General features: G+C 35.8%; 16 protein-coding genes. 2 read left to right on the top strand and 14 right to left on the bottom strand.

Going from position 1 to position 19261, the window contains the following annotated elements:
• Nucleotides 1-31: 31 nt before the first annotated feature.
• The 10 genes from BLS90_RS10990 to recR all read right to left on the bottom strand — a co-directional run bounded on the left by BLS90_RS10990 (nucleotide 32) and on the right by recR (nucleotide 12619).
• Entirely contained in the window at nucleotides 32-979 is a 948-nt protein-coding gene (locus tag BLS90_RS10990; protein ID WP_091257662.1) for a GDP-L-fucose synthase family protein, read from the bottom strand.
• Nucleotides 980-1233: 254 nt separating this feature from the next.
• On the bottom strand, nucleotides 1234-2241 hold the full coding sequence (locus BLS90_RS10985; RefSeq protein WP_091257661.1) for a mannose-1-phosphate guanylyltransferase: 1008 nt from the start codon (nucleotides 2239-2241) through the stop codon (nucleotides 1234-1236).
• 335 nt (nucleotides 2242-2576) lie between these two features.
• On the bottom strand, nucleotides 2577-3860 hold the full coding sequence (locus tag BLS90_RS10980; RefSeq protein ID WP_091257660.1) for a nucleotide sugar dehydrogenase: 1284 nt from the start codon (nucleotides 3858-3860) through the stop codon (nucleotides 2577-2579).
• 281 nt (nucleotides 3861-4141) lie between these two features.
• On the bottom strand, nucleotides 4142-5188 hold the full coding sequence (rfbB, locus tag BLS90_RS10975; RefSeq protein ID WP_091257659.1) for a dTDP-glucose 4,6-dehydratase: 1047 nt from the start codon (nucleotides 5186-5188) through the stop codon (nucleotides 4142-4144).
• 292 nt (nucleotides 5189-5480) lie between these two features.
• On the bottom strand, nucleotides 5481-5945 hold the full coding sequence (locus tag BLS90_RS10970) for a UpxY family transcription antiterminator (RefSeq protein ID WP_091257658.1): 465 nt from the start codon (nucleotides 5943-5945) through the stop codon (nucleotides 5481-5483).
• Nucleotides 5946-6067: 122 nt separating this feature from the next.
• On the bottom strand, nucleotides 6068-7459 hold the full coding sequence (locus BLS90_RS10965) for a UDP-glucose 6-dehydrogenase (protein WP_091257657.1): 1392 nt from the start codon (nucleotides 7457-7459) through the stop codon (nucleotides 6068-6070).
• Between the two features lie 181 nt (nucleotides 7460-7640).
• A complete protein-coding gene (locus tag BLS90_RS10960) occupies nucleotides 7641-8624 on the bottom strand; it encodes an SDR family oxidoreductase (protein ID WP_175455470.1) in 984 nt (327 codons plus the stop codon).
• A 24-nt stretch (nucleotides 8625-8648) separates the two neighbouring features.
• On the bottom strand, nucleotides 8649-11117 hold the full coding sequence (locus BLS90_RS10955; RefSeq protein ID WP_091257656.1) for a polysaccharide biosynthesis tyrosine autokinase: 2469 nt from the start codon (nucleotides 11115-11117) through the stop codon (nucleotides 8649-8651).
• A 16-nt stretch (nucleotides 11118-11133) separates the two neighbouring features.
• On the bottom strand, nucleotides 11134-11925 hold the full coding sequence (locus BLS90_RS10950) for a polysaccharide biosynthesis/export family protein (protein ID WP_091257655.1): 792 nt from the start codon (nucleotides 11923-11925) through the stop codon (nucleotides 11134-11136).
• A 73-nt stretch (nucleotides 11926-11998) separates the two neighbouring features.
• Entirely contained in the window at nucleotides 11999-12619 is a 621-nt protein-coding gene (gene recR / locus BLS90_RS10945) for a recombination mediator RecR (protein ID WP_091257654.1), read from the bottom strand.
• Nucleotides 12620-12901: 282 nt separating this feature from the next.
• Here recR and BLS90_RS10940 point away from each other — a divergent pair, with 282 nt between their 5' ends.
• Nucleotides 12902-14410 (top strand): sodium:solute symporter, encoded by a 1509-nt coding sequence (locus BLS90_RS10940; protein WP_091257653.1) that lies wholly within the window; start codon nucleotides 12902-12904, stop codon nucleotides 14408-14410.
• A 369-nt stretch (nucleotides 14411-14779) separates the two neighbouring features.
• Here BLS90_RS10940 and BLS90_RS10935 read toward each other — a convergent pair whose 3' ends face one another.
• Nucleotides 14780-15145 carry a CoA-binding protein gene (locus tag BLS90_RS10935; protein WP_091257687.1) on the bottom strand — a complete coding sequence of 122 codons (366 nt, stop codon included), beginning with the start codon at nucleotides 15143-15145 and terminating at the stop codon, nucleotides 14780-14782.
• Nucleotides 15146-15291: 146 nt separating this feature from the next.
• Between BLS90_RS10935 and BLS90_RS10930 the strand changes: the two genes are divergently transcribed.
• On the top strand, nucleotides 15292-15921 hold the full coding sequence (locus tag BLS90_RS10930) for a MarC family NAAT transporter (RefSeq protein ID WP_091257652.1): 630 nt from the start codon (nucleotides 15292-15294) through the stop codon (nucleotides 15919-15921).
• A gap of 44 nt (nucleotides 15922-15965) precedes the next feature.
• Here the strand turns inward: BLS90_RS10930 and ctlX are convergent, their stop codons facing one another.
• From ctlX to BLS90_RS10915, 3 genes are all read right to left on the bottom strand, one after another.
• Nucleotides 15966-16901 (bottom strand): citrulline utilization hydrolase CtlX, encoded by a 936-nt coding sequence (gene ctlX, locus BLS90_RS10925; RefSeq protein ID WP_091257651.1) that lies wholly within the window; start codon nucleotides 16899-16901, stop codon nucleotides 15966-15968.
• A 55-nt stretch (nucleotides 16902-16956) separates the two neighbouring features.
• Nucleotides 16957-17871: a dimethylarginine dimethylaminohydrolase family protein gene (locus BLS90_RS10920; protein ID WP_091257650.1), complete on the bottom strand. Its 915-nt coding sequence runs from the start codon at nucleotides 17869-17871 to the stop codon at nucleotides 16957-16959.
• A gap of 65 nt (nucleotides 17872-17936) precedes the next feature.
• The gene (locus BLS90_RS10915; RefSeq protein WP_091257649.1) at nucleotides 17937-19220 is read right to left on the bottom strand and encodes a citrate synthase; all 1284 of its coding nucleotides are present in this window, start codon (nucleotides 19218-19220) and stop codon (nucleotides 17937-17939) included.
• Nucleotides 19221-19261 lie beyond the last annotated feature (41 nt).

Here is a 19261-nt window from a genome sequence, read left to right as displayed (position 1 = left end):
ATAGCTGCATGTTTATGTCTGAAACTATTTGTTAAGTAGTTTTATTTAAGTATTGTATATTGTCCAAAAACCACTGGTATGTTTTCTGAATTCCTTCTTCTAAGGCTACTCGGTGTTTCCATCCTAGCGCATTCATTTTGGAAACATCCATTAACTTTCGTGGCGTACCGTCTGGTTTTGTGTTATCCCAAATAATGGCGCCTTGATGTCCTGTGATTTTTTGAATGGTTTCTGCCAATTGTTTTATAGTCAAGTCTACTCCGCTTCCTACATTATATAGGGAATCTGGCAACTTATTTTCCAAAGCAAAAACTACTGCTTCGGCCATATCCTCTACATACAAAAATTCTCTCCTTGGTGTACCACTTCCCCACAGGGTAACAGTAGCATTATTATTTTCTTTTGCCTCATGAAACTTCCGAATCATAGCGGGTAAAACATGCGAACTATTCAAGTCAAAATTATCATTTGAACCGTATAAATTTGTTGGCATTAAGCTAAAATACTCTTTGCCGTATTGTTTTCTGATCGCTTCACACGCTTTTACTCCTGCTATTTTTGCAATAGCGTACCATTCATTTGTGGATTCCAAAGCACCTGTTAACAAATATTCCTCTTTCAAAGGCTGAGGAGCCAATTTAGGGTAAATACACGAACTGCCTAAAAAAATAAACTTCTCAACGCCTGATTGGAATGCTGAATCTATTAGATTATTTTGAATCTGCATATTTTGCATTATAAACTCATAAGGTGAATTCATATTTGCCAAAATACCTCCAACACGGGCTGCTGCATCAATAATTACAATTGGACTTTCAGTAGCAATGTAATTGAAAACTGCTTTTTGATTCCGTAAATCTAATTCCGTGCTGGAAACACCAATTAGATTGGTATACCCTTTGGCCGTTAATGCTCTCCACACCGCACTTCCTACCATGCCTTGATGTCCTGCGATATAGATTTTGGAGTTTGTATTCATTACTAATTTAAAATCACCAACTTTTAGTTTTATTAAAATTTGTTTTCATTTCTTCTTGTTGAAAAGGATGAAATGACATACTACTTTTTATTTTTTTCCTCTGTACAGAGTGAAATGACATACCGGTTTTGATTTTTTTCCCTGCCTAAAAGGTGAAATAAAAAACTATGTAGTACTACAGATATTGTGGGTTAAAAAATAATTTGGCTCCCATTATTTCTAATATTTTAAAAAGAAAAAAACAGATAAAATTCTTAATTCAGCAATTCTGGATTTTCGCGTTCCAATTCATTGTACACATTCTTAACATCTTGAGAATGGTCTTTTTGAAGAATTAAGTTAGCCGTTTCCGTATGTACAAAAATAGTGTTTTTAAGTCCGACGAAAGCCGTATAATTAGTGGTACCAATGACCATATTCCCGTTTTTATCCACAGGATGGCCATGAGCCACTAAATAGTCATACACCGACTCAAAAGAGCCTAAATCCGACCAGACAAAGGTAGAAGAAACTACTTTTATTTTTTTACTTCGCTCCATAACAGCATAATCAATACTGATGGATGGTATATCGAGCGACAAGTCTAAATCTAAATTTCCATTTTGATTGGCTTCCCATGCAATTTTGGATTTTTCAAAAACCTCCGGGGTAAATGATTTCAATTCTTCTAAAAATACGCCTGCTTTAAAGCAAAACATACCACTGTTCCATAGAAAATTGCCTCTTGAAATAAAGTCTCTTGCTGTAACCTGATTTGGTTTTTCTCTAAAAGAAAGGACATCGTCCCCTTTTCTTTCAATGTAACCATACCCTGTTTCTGGTTTAGTAGGAATAATTCCAAAAGTTACAATATATCCTTTTAAAGCCTTTTCAATAGCATCACCTATGGCTGCTTCATATTCTTCCATCTTGTCAATAATATGATCGGAGGGAGTGACGATCAATACGGCTTCTGGATCAGATGCAAAAGCGGCAAAAGCGATGGCTGCTGCTGTATTTCTAGGAGTAGACTCCACAATATCAATATAGGAAGTGTTTGATTTTTCCAACACTTTTTTACTGAGATGAGAATTATCGCGATTGCCTACCACCATAATGGTATCAGCAACATTGCGATTGCGTTCTACGGTCATTTCGAACAAAGACTTCCCATCAAAAAGCTCTAAATATTGCTTGGGTTGACTTTTACGAGATAAGGGCCATAAACGGCTTCCCACTCCACCGGTAAGAATGACATGAGTTATTGAATGCTTATATTCCATATTTTATCGTTGCTCGATGTTCGAAAAATCATTTATACAGTTATATCAAAACGTTAAATGATTTAATTAGTGAAGAGATCACATTATTGTTGTAAACTATTCGAATAAAAATGGTAATTAACAGCTATGCTCTATCGCAAATTTTTAGACGATTTAAAATAAAAACATAATGCTTAAATATTTTCTTATTTAAAATAAAAACACACTAAATTTATTTGTTGAATCTTACCCAAACTTTAATGCTAGTTTTCATATTACCCTTGAAATTTAATTCATTATATTTTTGCTGTTTTTTTTAATCTTTATTCTATTCTCTTTATTCTTTATTTTCTAGGCTACAGCTTCCCGTCCGCCAAATCCCCTAAAATTCCTTTTACATCATACAACAAACTGTTGGTATTTTGTAATTTAGAAAAATCAATCTCTAGAAATTCTCGGTGTGCAACGCCTAAAACTACGGCATCAAATTTTTGATCAGGCAGTTCGGCAGTCGTTACTAGTGCGTATTCATGTTGTACTTCAGCCGGATTTGCCATTGGATCAAAAATGGTTATCGTAATTCCATAATCTGCCAAAGCAGTGATCACATCAACTATTTTTGTATTGCGAACGTCAGGACAGTTCTCTTTAAAAGTAATCCCCAGCATTAATAACGTAGCGCCATTCACTGAAATCCCTTTTTTGATCATCAATTTTACGATCTGCGAAGCAACATAGTCTCCCATACTGTCATTCAAGCGACGTCCCGCCAAGATAATTTCTGGATGGTAACCAAATTCCTGTGCCCGTTGTGCTAAGTAATACGGATCAACGCCGATGCAATGTCCACCTACCAACCCGGGTTTGAAAGGAAGAAAATTCCATTTCGTTCCTGCTGCGGCTAATACGGCATGCGTATCAATATGCATCAAGTTAAAAATCTTGGCTAATTCATTGACAAAAGCAATATTGATATCCCGCTGAGAGTTTTCAATTACTTTGGCTGCTTCTGCTACTTTTATGGTCGGTGCCAAATGGGTTCCGGCAATAATCACTGATTTATATAATTCATCGACTTCCTGTCCAATTTCTGGCGTAGATCCCGAAGTGATTTTTAAAATTTTCTCTACCGTATGCTCTTTGTCTCCTGGGTTAATGCGTTCGGGCGAATAGCCTACAAAAAAATCAACATTAAACTGTAATCCCGAAACTTTTTCTAAAACGGGCACACATTCTTCCTCTGTCGCGCCAGGATAAACGGTAGATTCATAAATAACAATATCCCCTTTTTTCAAGACCTTCCCTACTGTTGCACTGGATTTATAAAGCGGATTTAAGTCAGGACGATTGTTTTTATCTACTGGAGTGGGAACCGTTACAATGTAATAGTTACACGTTGCCAGATGGGCTATATCAGTGGTACAGTACAAACCATTGGAATCACTCGGCTGGTCTAAAAGTACTTTTTGTAAAACGGTATCTTCAACCTCAAAGGTTGTATCCGTACCCGATTGTAAGGAAGCAACACGAGATTGATTGATATCAAATCCTACTACAGCATGTTTTGTGGCAAATAGTCTTGCTAATGGCAAGCCTACATACCCTAAACCAATTACTGCTATTTTTTTATTTAAACCCATTTCCTACTAATTCTGATTACTTGTGTTCGTTATAATCTACTGCTACGCAGTTCAAACTCACATAAATGAATAAGAACTGGATTATTTTCAGGGCGCAAATATACTTACAAAAGGTCAGTAAAATAACTGCCGAATAACAAATCGATGTTAAAAAATTATTTTTAAGGACTTTAAAAATAATAATCGCTTGAAAATCAACACGTAATAGAGATGACATTCCTGTGGTTCCAAAATCAGAAAAATTGTAGCGCCTCTTTCTGATCTACTATCAGGAGCTACACTTACAAATATTGTTTTTCATAATAGGAAGCGTACGCACCAGAGGTAACGTGCTGCAACCAGTCCGAATTGTTCAAATACCAGCTTACTGTGATCTCTAATCCTTGTTCAAAAGTCACTGATGGTTTCCAGCCTAACTCTTTATTTATTTTAGAAGCATCAATTGCGTAGCGCAAATCATGTCCAGGTCTGTCTTTAATATACGTAATTAATTCTGCTGATTTTCCAGCAGCACGGCCCAGTTTGCCATCCATAATAGAGCACAAAAGACACACTAAATCAATATTTTTCCACTCATTGAAGCCCCCAATATTATAGGTCTCGTGATTTTTTCCATGGTGAAAAACCAAATCAATTGCTCTTGCATGATCCACTACAAAAAGCCAATCGCGTGTGTAATTCCCATCACCGTACACCGGCAACGGTTTGTTGTTAATTATGTTATTTATAAATAAAGGAATTAGCTTTTCAGGAAAATGATTAGGACCATAATTATTAGAACAGTTGGTTATCACAAAAGGTAAATCATACGTTTCACCGTACGCTCTCACAAAATGATCTGAACTCGCTTTAGAGGCGGAATACGGAGAATTAGGATCATACGCAGTCGTCTCTGTAAAAAGTCCTTCTGCGCCTAAAGATCCATATACCTCATCAGTACTGATGTGATAAAAACGTTTGCCTTCCGGTTTATTCAACCATTGCTTTTTTGCCGCATTGAGCAAATGTACCGTTCCAAAAACATTAGTCTTTACAAAGGCTAGTGGATCTTCAATGGATCGATCCACGTGAGATTCTGCAGCCAAATGAATTACCCCATCGAACTGATGTTTATCAAACAAATCAGTAATGAAAGTTTCATCCGTAATATCTCCTTTTACAAAAGTATAATTGGGTTCGTTTTCAATATCCACCAAATTTTCTAAATTACCCGCATAAGTAAGGGCATCTAAATTATAAATATGATATTCAGGATATTTGGCAACAAACAACCGAACTACATGAGACCCAATAAATCCAGCGCCTCCTGTTATTAGTATTTTTTTCATTTAAATTATATATTTAAATTGCAATTAATTTTTTGATTCCATACTGCCATTCGCTTTCAAAGACTATTATCTCTCCACTTTAGAAAAAAAATATTTCTTGAGTTCATAAAAGTCTTGGCTACAACTAGTCGTCAGAAAGTGCTATTAAAAATCAATTGCAGTTCCGTTTCCCAAGTGAAACAATTTAGTTCCGTTTGAAAGTGAAGCACAACACACTTATTTCACAGCAACAACGTAGTCAAAACTTTAACCTTTCTATTGCTTAAAAAAGCCATTATTTTAGTCTGTTTCCCTATTTTATTTTCATTTTTAAAACACACCCCAAAGATTCCAAAACCAACACGTAATGGGTATTCGTCATCTCTTGAATTATAGCTTTTTGTGCTACGAAAGGGCCAGACTCCAACTGTATGGAATCTCCAATTTGATAGGCTCCCACGGTTACATCAATACAATCCGAAGTGTCGAGCCATTTCTTAATTACACTAATTTCTTCATCGCGAACAATAGCCGGCTTTCCCAGCCAAAATAAATATCGGACTGCACCAACAGATTGAAATACGGAGTTCCGATCCGATTCCTCTAACTGAACAAAAACATAGGAATTAAAAAGAGGCACTTCAACTTTTTTCTTTCGATCGGACCATTGTCGGATTTGAGTAATTAAAGGACAATAGCACTCTATTCCACTATTTTTTAATTGTTCTGCTACTTTTTTCTCCCATTTGGGTTTTGTATACACGACATACCAATTCATCTTATGTTTTGTATTGCAATAAAAATGCGATTCTTTTTATTAATTTTGTTTTCTACTATTTTACATCTTCTTTAGCACGAAAATCAATTCATCCGATTAAACCAAAATGACTACTTCCTTTTTTAAGAGCCCACCGCTTGGTATACAAATCCGATCGCTTCTAAATCAGCCGCATTCAACAAATTTCTTCCATCAAAAATAAAAGCTGGTTTTTGCATAGAATCATAGATTTTTTGCCAATCATAGGTTATAAATTCATCCCACTCTGTCAGTACAGCAATAGCATGTGCGTTTTGGCAGGCTTCATACGGATCAGCAAAAGAATTGATGCTACTGGCATTACTTGCTGCGGTTCGGGTTTCTAAATAATTTAAATCATCCAATATTTTTTTATTGGAAACCTTTGGATCATAAACGGCAATTTTTGCGTGCTCATTGATTAAATCATCAGCAACATAAATAGCAGCCGATTCTCTGGTATCATTGGTATCTTTTTTGAATGCCCAACCCAAAAATGCAATTTTTTTCTCGGAAACAGTATTGTAAAGCGTTTGAACGATGTTGTTGGAGAACCGTCTTTTCTGGTGGTCATTCATTATGATTACTTGTTCCCAATAGTCCGCTACTTCATTTAATCCATACGATTTTGCGATGTAAACTAAATTCAGAATGTCTTTTTGAAAGCAAGAACCTCCAAACCCTACTGACGCTTTTAGAAACTTTGATCCAATTCTGCTGTCCATCCCAATAGCTTTAGCTACTTCATTGACATCGGCTCCTGTTTTTTCACAAAGTTCCGACATGGCATTAATAGAGGAAATCCGTTGTGCTAGGAAAGCATTAGCAGTCAATTTTGACAATTCTGACGACCACACATTTGTGGTTATTATTTTATCTGCTGGAACCCAGTTGGCATACACATCCACTAGTGCTTGAATTGCTTTCCGACCTTCCTCCGTGGCATCACCACCAATCAATATCCGATCTGGATTTAACAGGTCTTGAACCGCAGTTCCCTCGGCAAGAAATTCTGGATTAGACAATATTTGAAACTGCACCCCATTACCGGTATTATCCAAAATACTTTTAATTGCTTCAGCAGTTCTTACTGGAAGTGTCGACTTCTCCACTACAATTTTATTATCTTTGGCCACTCTGGCAATTTGTCTGGCGCACAATTCAATGTATTTTAAATCAGCAGCCATACCTTTTCCTTTTCCGTAGGTTTTTGTGGGTGTATTAACCGAAATAAAGATGATTTGAGCTTCGGCTATGGCCTTGTCGACATCAGTAGAAAAAAATAAATTTCTTCCTCTCGCTTCCGCAACAATCGCGCCCAAGCCTGGCTCATATATTGGTATATTATTTACATCTTCATCATTCCAAGCTGCGATGCGTTCTGCATTCAAATCCACAACCGTGACTTGAATTTGTGGACATTTTTGAGCGATAACGGCCATAGTGGGACCACCAACATAACCAGCTCCGATGCAACAAATTTTTGTAATTTTCATTTCTTTTATTTTTATATTCTTTGTTGGTTTTCTGTTTTAGATTCTCGGTTTTCGGTTGTCGGTTCTCTGTTGTCGGTTTATTAACGAGTATCTTATATTTTTATTTGATAGCTATTCTCAATCCGTAATTATTCGTGTAATAACAGATAACCCATAAAAGCCAACTAACAACCAAAATCTTCTATCTTAAATTATGCCAATACCAGCCAACCGCCTCTTTTAGCCCTTCCTGCATGGAATATTTTGGATTGTATCCCAGCAGATTTTTTGCTTTATCAATACTGGCTAAGGAATGAGGAATATCTCCTGCTCTATTGGAACCGTATTCCACACTAACAGTAGCAATGCGCGGATCATATTCTGATAAATATTCTTTCAAATAACCTACTAAATTATTCAACGTATTTCGGTCGCCATACGCCGTATTATAAACGGTATTAATTGCTTCCGGATTTTGAGTCAACATCGCCAGCTCATTCATTTGAATTACGTTGTCAATATAAGTAAAATCGCGAGAATAGTTCCCATCGCCATTTATTTTTGGACGTTCTAAATGCATCAATTGCATTACAAATTTTGGGATAACCGCAGCATAAGCACCATTAGGATCCTGCTTTCTTCCAAAAACATTAAAATAACGCAAGCCAATCGTCTCTAAACCATACGTTTTACTAAAAATTTCGGCATACAATTCATTTATATATTTCGTTATCGCATAAGGAGAAAGTGGCTTTCCTATTACTTCTTCTACTTTTGGCAAAGATTCTGAGTCACCATAAGTAGAGGAACTTGCCGCATATATAAAACGTTTCACTTTTTCATCACGTGCTGCTACTAGCATATTCAAGAAACCGGTCACATTCACATCATTAGTGGTCACAGGATCTTTCAAAGACCTAGGCACAGACCCTAAAGCTGCCTGATGTAAAACGTAATCTACTCCTTTTACCGCAGTTGCACAATCTGTAGCGTTGCGAATATCTCCTTCTATCAAACTAAAATTAGGATGATTTATAAAGTCCTTTAAGTTGTGTCTGTGTCCTGTTGCAAAATTATCCAAACAAACAACCTTATCTCCTTTTGATAAAAAATAATCACAAAGATTAGACCCTATAAAACCTGCCCCTCCGGTAATTAAAATCACTTTTTGCATTTCCACTTTCATTTTGTTTTGTTTTTAATCCAACCCTTACTGCCTCGGTTTTTTTAATATTTTTTGTGCTACTTTTTGATAAATACTCTTTGGCTTTTCTTCTTCATAATAACCGTTAGCATACGTTCCATACCCGTAGCCGTAACCGTAGCCGTATCCATAACCCGTTCCGTATTTTGCTTTATTTTCTAAACCATTTAAAATAATGCTGGTATTGTTTAACTCTCCACGTTTGACCCTATTGTTTAATAAAGTAATCATGTCTTTTTTAGTAAAGTTCTGCCTTACAATATACAGCGTTACATCACAATATTGCGCTAATTCTAATGCATCAGAAACCAACCCTACTGGCGGCGTATCCAGAATTATATAATCGTATTTTTTCTTTAATTCTTCAATTAGCTCTCCCATTCCCTCACTCATAATCATCTCCGCTGGATTGGGCGGAATAGGACCTGATAAAATAACGTCCAGATACGGAATATGAGTATGGTTTATAATTTCATCAACTGTTTTTTGTTTAATTAAATAATTAACTATCCCCACGTCATTGGACAAATTAAATTCGGATGCCAATTTGGGTTTTCTTAAATCAAGACCAATAACTACTGTTTTTTTCTCGCTCAAGGCAAATACGGTGGCGATGTTTATCGAGCAAAATGTTTTTCCCTCGCCACTGACCGAAGAAGTGATCATCAAGGTTTTGGCTCCATCTACATTTTGCTGTTTGTACAAAAATTGAAGCGACGAACGTATGGCTCTAAAGGATTCGGATAAAGCAGATTTAGGCCGATCATAAACAGCTAAATTAGTGTGCTCTCTATTTACGCCCACCACTCCTATTAAAGGAATTTTTGTCATTTTACTGATGTCTTCGGTATTTTGAACCGAATTATTGATAAAAAAAACAGCGAACACAAAAATCAACGGAAAAAGAATTCCTAGAAATAAAGCCAGTACATAATTCACAGAGGTTTTGGGTCCAATCAATCCTCCACCTACATCTTTAGCAGGATCTATAAAATGAACATCGGAAAGATTAGCTGCTTTAACGATATCGGCTTCGCTTCTTTTTTGCAAAAAAGTACTATAAATATTATCGCTTAAATCGTATTTCCTTTTGATTTTTATCAGTTCTTGTTGGTCTTCTGGAAGTTGCTTTATGGTACTCTCTGTTTCATTTATTTTACTGCTAACCATGGCTAAATCATACTGTAATGAAGATTTAGCCGTGGCGATGTTCTCCAGCAATACATTTTTAACGGCTTCCATTTGATTGTCAAAATCTTTGAAAATCTTGTCGCTTTTTACCGCATAGGCCATTTCTGATCTTTGCGTGGATAAGGCGATTAACTTGGAAACATTAACCACAATATTTGGATCTTCGATTCCTGCTACCGATGGCGCTGGTAGCTTTGCATAATTCACACTGTTTTTAAGGTATGCTTTTAAGGAATTATAATAGGCCACCTTACGATTAACCTCGTCTTTCTTGACATCAAATTCCAAAATCTTCTCTGAGAATTTAGCTCCACCTTCCTCAATATCATAAATATTCTTTCCCTGTCTGAAGGTTTTCAGTTCGTTTCCCGTTTCCTTCAACTGGGATTCCATTGTAACTAAAGTACTGTCTATAAAAGCAATGGTATTTGTCGCAAACTGATTCTTACTGTCCAACTGTCTTTTGATAAGCATTTTAACAGTCGAATTCAAATATTCTACCATTCTTGCTTTGTTCGTTCCTTGCATTCCTAAAGTAATGATCGAACCTCCTTTGTCATCTGACTGCACACTGATGCCTTTATAACCGGAAACCGTTCCATCAAAATCATTAAATCGTACAAAATATTCGTTTCCTTTGTAAAAACCAGGATTATCATTTATTTGCAATTTCCAATTTAAAAAAGGCAGCGCCACTTGTTGTCCGACTTTATATCTTTTGACAAATTCGCCCGGTTCCACTGCGGTGTTACTGTATGAATTATTTGAATAAGTGAGTATAGAAACGCTTGGGTTTTCAAATGGGATTCTAATTTCATATTCATTTTCACTTACAAACTTAATCCCTATGAGCATTCCGGTAAGTTGCCCCTTAGTTTTATCAATATTTACAAAAAACGGAACAGTACCGTACGCATCGACTAAATTATAATCCCCTTGAACCAGGTAATTAATATAATATTGCAGCTTATCTACAACTAACTCGTTATGAGAACGAGACTGCAACGTGGTTGAAATGGCTTGAACCTGATCAGAGGTACCACCCCAATTGAAGACTAAACTCGTATTTGACGTAAAAAGTGGATTACTTTCTTCTTTTACAGCAATAAGCGTCTCCATACCATAGATTTTCTCCTTGCGTATATTGACTTGATAAGCAATCGTAAAAGTGATTAATAAACTGATCAAAAACCACTTCCAATAACTTCCGATTTTTATCAAGAATCCTTTGAAGTCAAAACTGACTTGGTTTTCAAAAATCGAAAAATCCTTTATGTCTAACATTTTTTAATTTTAGTTTTTAATTTCTTAAGAGCAAGAAAGTCGTTGTGGCTAATGATAACAGTGTGATAATCGTTCCCAATGATTCGATTCCCGTTTTTCCGGTTCCCCACGTTTTTTGTTTGAGTGGCTTGATATAAACATAATCATTAGGCTGCAAGTAAAAATAAGGGGATCGCATTACATTTATATCCGTTAGATCCAAATCATGCATCTCAACTCCTGTTGGTGTTTTCCTCATGATTGTAACGGCTTTTCTATCTCCTGTAATGGTTATATCTCCAGCATTTGCAATAGCTTCCATAATATTCACATGTTCCTGAAACAAGGTCTTGGTGCCAGGACCACCTATTTCTCCATTGATGGTATAACGAAAACCCGCTAATTTTACAGTCACAAAAACATTTGCCTCTTTATTAAAATATTCTGCTAATAATTGCTTTTCAATCCGAATCCTTACTTCATCTAGCGTATAACCAATCACGTTTAAATCTCCCAAGACAGGGACTCTAATCATACCATGATCATCAACTGTAAAACCATCAAAATACAATCCCGATTCTGACTTACCTGCTGCACTACCTTCGTTGGAAGTGCTAAAGATAGCCACTAATTTAGGATCGATGGCTTTTATAGTAATACTCAACACATCATTAATCTGCAATCGATAAGGCTTTGCTTCTACTGCTGCGATGGTAGCTTCTGGTTGCGAATTATCTTTTTTCTGAAGATAAATTAAATCCTTAGTTGGAATGCAAGAGGTAAGCAACACACTAGTAACTAGCAACAAATAGAATACGGATTTGCTCATTTTTAATATTTTTTAAGCGACAAATATAGCTTTTCATTTACGATTTAAAAAGCATCGCTATTCTTTAAGTGTATTAATTATTTTTAAAAGACTTTTCAAATGGAATTCGATGTAAAATACTTCTTCCCAGCGTAACTTCATCAGCATATTCCAGTTCGTCCCCTACTGAAATCCCTCTGGCAATTGTTGAAATAATTATTTCACAGTCCGTTATTTGCCGGTAAATATAAAAATTAGTAGTATCCCCTTCCATCGTGGAGCTCAAGGCAAAAATAATTTCATTCACCACGCCTGACTTTACTTTTTCAACTAAAGTGGTGATGTTTAATTGGCTCGGGCCAACGCCATCTATCGGTGAAATTTTACCGCCCAGTACATGATAGATCCCTCTAAACTGACCCGTGTTTTCTATTGCCATTACATCGCGAATATCCTCTACAACACAAATTATCTGGTGATTACGGTTAATATTGGCGCAAATTTCACACAACACACTATCCGAAATGTTATGGCAACTCTCGCAGTACTTAATATCCTCCCGCATAGCAACCAAAGCTTGTGACAAAAAACCGGTTTGCTCTTTGGGTTGTTTTAACAAATGCAACACCAATCGCAGTGCTGTTCGTTTACCAATTCCTGGTAACTGAGACATCTCGTTCACTGCTTTCTCTATTAATTTCGAAGAAAATTCCATAACTGCAAAAGTAGTCAATTAGATAATTCGAAGAATTAGAAAATGAGATAATGAGCAAAAACTACCAAAGAATTTACTAAGACAATAATCAAAGCTTGAGATTCACCATCTAAACAATACTTTTTATCATTTCAAAGGTGAATATAGTTTGCATTTTTTCAACAAATTGATGTTCTTCCTTCGCAGAGCGCAAAGATGAATGTGTACTGGTTTTAAAATAAACAAATTCCCGATTCATCGATTAACCAAAAAATCGTATTTTGGTCACTTCAAACTCAGCAAATGGCACCCAGCACTATCCTATTCCTTATTATCGTCTATTTTGGCATTTTATTTTTGATTTCCCACTTTGTCAGTAAAAAAGATAGCGGAAATGATGCTTTTTTTAAAGCCAACAAAAATTCAAAATGGTATTTGGTCGCCTTTGGAATGATTGGAACGGCGCTTTCTGGAGTCACATTCATTTCGGTTCCCGGGGAAGTAGGGTCACCAAATGGCGAGCAGTTTAAGTATTTTCAATTTGTTTTAGGAAATGCAATTGGCTTTGTCATTATTGCCAAAATACTCTTGCCGCTTTATTACCGCATGAATCTAACTTCGATTTATAGTTATATCGAACAGCGACTAGGAATCTATTCCTATAAAACTGCTGCCACCATTTTCTTGATCAGCCGAACCATAGGCTCTTCGTTTCGACTGTATCTTGTGGTGATTGTTTTACAGCGATATGTTTTTGACTTTTATGGAATCCCATTTGCCGTTACCCTCTTGATTTCGCTGGCTTTAATATTTGCTTACACGTACCGCGGTGGATTGAAAACAATCATTATCACGGACACATTACAAACTTTCTTCTTGGTGACTTCCGTTTTTTTGACCATTTACTTTATTTGTCAAAGTTTAAACTTAGGTGTTTTTGACGCTTTTGAAGCAGTAAAAAACAGCAACTATTCGAAAGTCTTTTTCTTTGACGATTTTGTGTCCAATAAGTTTCATTTTGTCAAACAAATTTTGGGAGGAATTTTTGTCACTATTGCTATGGTTGGCCTAGATCAGGATTTAATGCAGAAGAACCTGAGCTGCAAGAACATTGGCGAAGCCCAAAAAAACATGTTTACCTTTACGGGAATATTTGTACTGATCAACATTTTCTTTTTAAGTGTGGGCGCGCTACTTTATATTTATGCGAATAAAAATGGGATTGCAGTCCCTACCGATTTAATAACTGGAAAACCTAGAACCGATTTACTTTTTCCAGAAATTGCTTTTCATCATTTGACGCTAATTCCATCCGTCATTTTTTTATTGGGATTGACCGCCGCTACCTTTGCGACTACAGACTCCGCATTAACAGCTCTGACGACCTCGTTTTGTGTCGATTTTTTGGGTATGGACAAAGAAGAGAACCGAAACAAACCCAATATAGTGCGAAACAGACATTTTGTCCATATTGCCTTTTCTTTTTTAATGTTTTTGGTTATCGTGTTTTTTAATACAATCAATGATAGCTCTGTGGTTGGGATGATTTTTAGAGTAGCTTCGTATACGTATGGCCCACTATTAGGACTGTATTGCTTTGGGTTGTTTGCCAAATCAAAAACGGTCAAAGATAAATTTGTCCCATTGATCTGTCTATTGGCTCCGGCACTGACCTATTTTATTAGCGAAAACTCTAAGACCTTGTTTTTTGGATACGTATTTGACAATGAGCTCATCATCCTAAATGGACTTATAACTTATGTTGGATTACTTTTGATAAGCAAACCTATCGCAGAGGTTAGACGGTATTAAAATACTGCACGTAGATTATCAAAACAACACTAATTTCTATCCTATATATTTTAGTAATTAAGCATCTTGACAAGAAAATCCCTTGATACTTTTTGATATTCAACCTTGTTTTTTTTAATTCTAAATATTGAACTTGGAATTCTCAATAATGAAATGCAGTAATGATGCAAAATAAACCGTTTTAATCCCAACTATATAGGCTAATTAAGATATTCCTAGCCCTGATAAAAATGGAAATCCTTTTGATAAAAAAAAGTACTTTTTTCTCATAAAAAAAGAGCGACCAACGGAAGCTCCTTTTTATATCTAGAAAAAGACTGTTTTTTATCCAAAGATTGAAATGAATAGCAGGAAATAGCTTCGAAAAAACTAATACTGATTGGTGGTTAATAAAACCAATGTACAAGCCACTTCTACCTTGATATCGTTCAATTTAAGCAACTGATAAAATTCTGGATTTTCTGTACCAGGATTAAAGATAACTCGTTTCGGTTTTGCCTCTACGATATAATTATAATAATCACGCTGACGAGTTGGATTCAAATATAAGGTAACGGTATCGATATTTTTTAATGGAATGGCTTTAGTCTGGATTTTCACTCCCGCAACTTCACCAGCATTTTGACCCAGCGCAAGTACGGAATGCCCTTTATCTACTAACATTGATATGGCTTTGAACGCATATCTATCTGGTTTCGTTGTTGCTCCAAGAACCAAGGTTTTTTTACTCTTTATCATTTTCTTTAATTATATTTGGCAAAAGTAATCAAAAAGGTTTGTTCGTCTAACAATTTTACGGTTTAGTTCTCAAAGCAATAAAAAACAGTAGCTTAACTTTAAAAAATAAAAAAAGAGTATTTTTGCTGTCTTAAAAACAAAATATGGATTTATTTATTTATCTGTTTGTCGCTCTTTTTTCGGTTTTAAACCCTATTGGGACGGTTCCCATCTTTGTGGGTCTTACACAAAATGATACTAAAAAAGAACGTTCCAGAATTTCTTTATGGACCGCGATAAATGTATTTATTATCCTAATTGTCTCCTTTTTTATAGGTCAATATGTTTTGATTTTCTTTGGCATCAGTATCGATGCCTTACGAATAGCTGGAGGAATCATTATTGTAAATTCGGGATTTTCGTTGCTTTCGGGAGAATTTAATAAAAAGAGGGGAATCAATAAAAAAGCAGAATCCGATGCTCAAAAAAGAAATGACATTGCCTTAACACCGCTTGCCATTCCTATGCTTGCTGGACCTGGTTCCATATCATTACTTATTGCATTTTATCAGGAACACAATTCAACGATGGAAATTTTAATCTCCTCAATCGCTATTCTTGCTATTGCGGTTACCATCTTTTTAATCCTTAAAAGTGCGCATTATTTAGCAAAAATACTGGGAGTGTCCGGTATTGTTGCCATATCGAGAATCGTAGGATTCATTGTAATTGCGATAGGAATACAATATATTGTAAGTGCCATTCTCAATATTATAAAAGGGAATCTCTCCTAAATAAAGCTAAAAAAAACCGGATAATAATTTTATCCGGTTTTCTTTTATTTCCTTGGCAGGAAAATCTCTGCCATCATACACCTGGCGCTTCCACCACCGCAAGCTTCAATTGTATCTAAACTCGAACTCAAAATTTCAGCATGTTTTTCTAATTGTTCGATCTGCTTTGGCGTTAAAGCTTGATGTGCTGCAGCACTCATCACTAAATATCTTTTATCATTACTTCCCTGAACTTCAAGCATATTCCCTGCAAAATTGTTCATTTGGGCTTCAGTAATTACAATAATTTCTTTGCCATTTTCCTTAAGATTATCAAGAACCATTTTGCGTTCTTTTTTATCATCAATACAATCCGAACAGATCACAGCAAAAGTTTCACCTATACACATCATTACATTGGTGTGATAAATTAGTTTTCGTTCTCCATCGACGGTTTGAAAAGCTTCAAAGATTACGGGAGCATAATCAAAATCCTCGCAAAATTCGATAAACAATTCTTCATCAGCTCTTGGTGACAAAGCACAATAAGCTTTACTATTTTCTCTGTCTAAAAGTAAACTTCCTGTTCCCTCTAAGAAAAAACCATCTTCCTCTGCCGATGTATAGTCTACAATATTATTGATAACAAAACCTTTATCCTCCAACACATCTAGAATTTCTTCCCGACGTTCTTCCCGACGATTTTCGGCAAACATGGGATACAAGGCCACATCACCATTCTCGTGAAATGAAATCCAATTGTTAGGAAAAATGCTGTCTGGCGTATCTGGACTCAAGGTATCATCCACAACGGTTACATCTACACCCACTACTCTTAATTTCTCGACAAAAACATCGAATTCTTGTTGCGCCTTGGCATTTACGGTTGCTGGCAACAAACCGTCCAGTACTTTTTGGTAGTAATTGTTAACTGCGGTTTGTTCGTTCATTCGAAACGCAACTGGGCGAATCATTACTATGGAATTTGTGGTTTGTTTCATGATTTTTTAATTTTTATATTATTGTAGAGAAGCACTGCAGTGCGTCTCTACTAATTTAATCCCTGATTAAAGGTAAGGTCGAACATCGCAATAACCCTTCTTGTTTTGCAATTTCTGCGTATGGAATTTCTTCTACGACAAAACCGTTTGCACGCAACCAATTATTAAGTCGCGTAAAATTTCTTTCAGAAACTACTATATTGGTATCGATAGAAAAAACATTCGAATTCATGTGGTACATTTCGTCTCTAGTGATGTGAAATAGATTGTCTTTTCCAAAAAGATGGACTAAAAACAAGTAGTCTGCTTCCTCGCGGAATCCGTTCTTGTAAATAATCCCTTTATCATTACCCACTGGTTGAAAACAACAATCTAAATGCAAGGCATTATCACGGGCGTCAATTTTAGATTTAACTAAATCAAATTCTTTGACAATTTTATTTGGAAACAAGTCTTTAATATATTGAACTCCTTGAACATTTGTTCGTGCAGTGATGTACTCTTTGTAATCACTTCCTTTATAAGTGCCAATAAAAATATAGTCGTTCCACAACATAACATCACCTCCTTCGATATGAACTTCTTCAGGTGGACGAACCACTTTTTTAGGATTAATTTGATCAATGATGTATTGAATCGCATCTAATTCTCGTTCGCGATCTGGAAGAATATTAGATTTCACAAAAACATCATCAATAACAAAACCAATATCCCTAGTAAATATTTGATTGTAATTTTCAATCTGCTCTGGACGAAAAACCGTGACGTCATATTTTTTCAACACCGTATTAAATGCCTCCATTTCATTAACCATATCCTGTTCCTTTGGATAGGTTCCCGCTAAAATATGCTCTAATGATTTTGGATCGTAGGCCTCTTCAGCCTTTGGAGTAGATCCATTATCAACGGCAGAACCAAGCACTAAAGCCCTCAGTCTCGAAGTTTCATTATTCACCTTTAATTGTAACATGTCTTTTTAGCTTTTGGCAAATATAAAAAAAGCTTCACAAATTCGTGAAGCTTTTTAAACTGATTTTATCTTTTATCTGTTGGCACAAACTCCCTTAATGGGTGACCTGTATAAACTTGTCTTGGTCTTCCTATTGGTTCTTTATTTTCACGCATTTCTTTCCATTGTGCGATCCAACCTGGCAAACGGCCTATAGCAAACATTACCGTAAACATATCTGTAGGAATTCCTAACGCTCTATAGATGATCCCAGAATAGAAATCAACATTTGGATATAAGTTTCTAGATTTAAAATATTCGTCTTCCAGAGCAGCTTCTTCTAATTTTTTAGCTATGGCAAGAATTGGATCTTCAACTCCCAATGTGGCTAAAACCTCATTGGCAGCTTTCTTGATAATTTTTGCTCTTGGATCGAAATTTTTATAAACTCTGTGACCAAAACCCATTAAACGGAAAGGATCATTTTTATCTTTGGCTTTAGCCATGTATTTATCTGCATCACCACCATTTCTATGGATTTCCTCTAACATTTCCAGCACCGCTTGATTTGCTCCACCATGTAATGGTCCCCAAAGCGCAGAAACTCCTGCTGATATTGAAGCAAATAATCCTGCGTGAGAAGATCCTACCATTCTAACGGTAGAGGTAGAACAGTTCTGTTCGTGATCGCCGTGAAGTATGAATAATTTATCCAAAGCATCGATAACTATAGGATTTGCAGCATACGGCTCAGTAGGCAATTCAAACATTAATCGCATAAAATTTTCAACGTATCCTTTAGTATTATCATAATAATTCAAAGGATAACCCATGCTTTTTCTATAAGTCCAAGTCGCTATCACCATGAATTTACCCATAGTTTTACAAACTGCCTCATACATTTCTTTTTCATTATCAACATTAACCGATTTAGGGTTAAATGCAGTCAATGCACTTGTCAAAGCTGCTAAAACGCCCATTGGATGCGCTGTTTTAGGAAAACCATCAATGATGTTCTTCATTTCTTCATTGACCAAAGTGTATTTTCTGATATCAGTTTCAAATTGCGCTAACTGCTTCATGTTTGGCAATTCTCCAAAAATCAAAAGATAAGACACTTCTAGAAAATCAGCTTTTGCTGCTAAATCTTCTATTGAATATCCTCTATAACGAAGTATTCCTAATTCACCATCTAAAAAAGTGATATCACTTTTACAAGAACCCGAATTTTTATAGCCCGGATCAAGCGTTATAATACCGGTTAAATCACGTAATTTGTTAATATCGATGGCAACTTCATTTTCACTCCCTACGACTACAGGCAGCTCAATTTTCTTCCCATCAATTTCTAATGTTGCTATTTTTGACATAATATATTGAAAATAAACTTTTAAAATAATAATTTATCAAA

The sequence above is a fragment of the Flavobacterium omnivorum genome, assembly GCF_900099915.1.
Classification (GTDB): domain Bacteria; phylum Bacteroidota; class Bacteroidia; order Flavobacteriales; family Flavobacteriaceae; genus Flavobacterium; species Flavobacterium omnivorum.
Note: the sequence above shows the minus strand (reverse complement) of the source record. Positions and strands in the feature narration are given on the sequence as shown.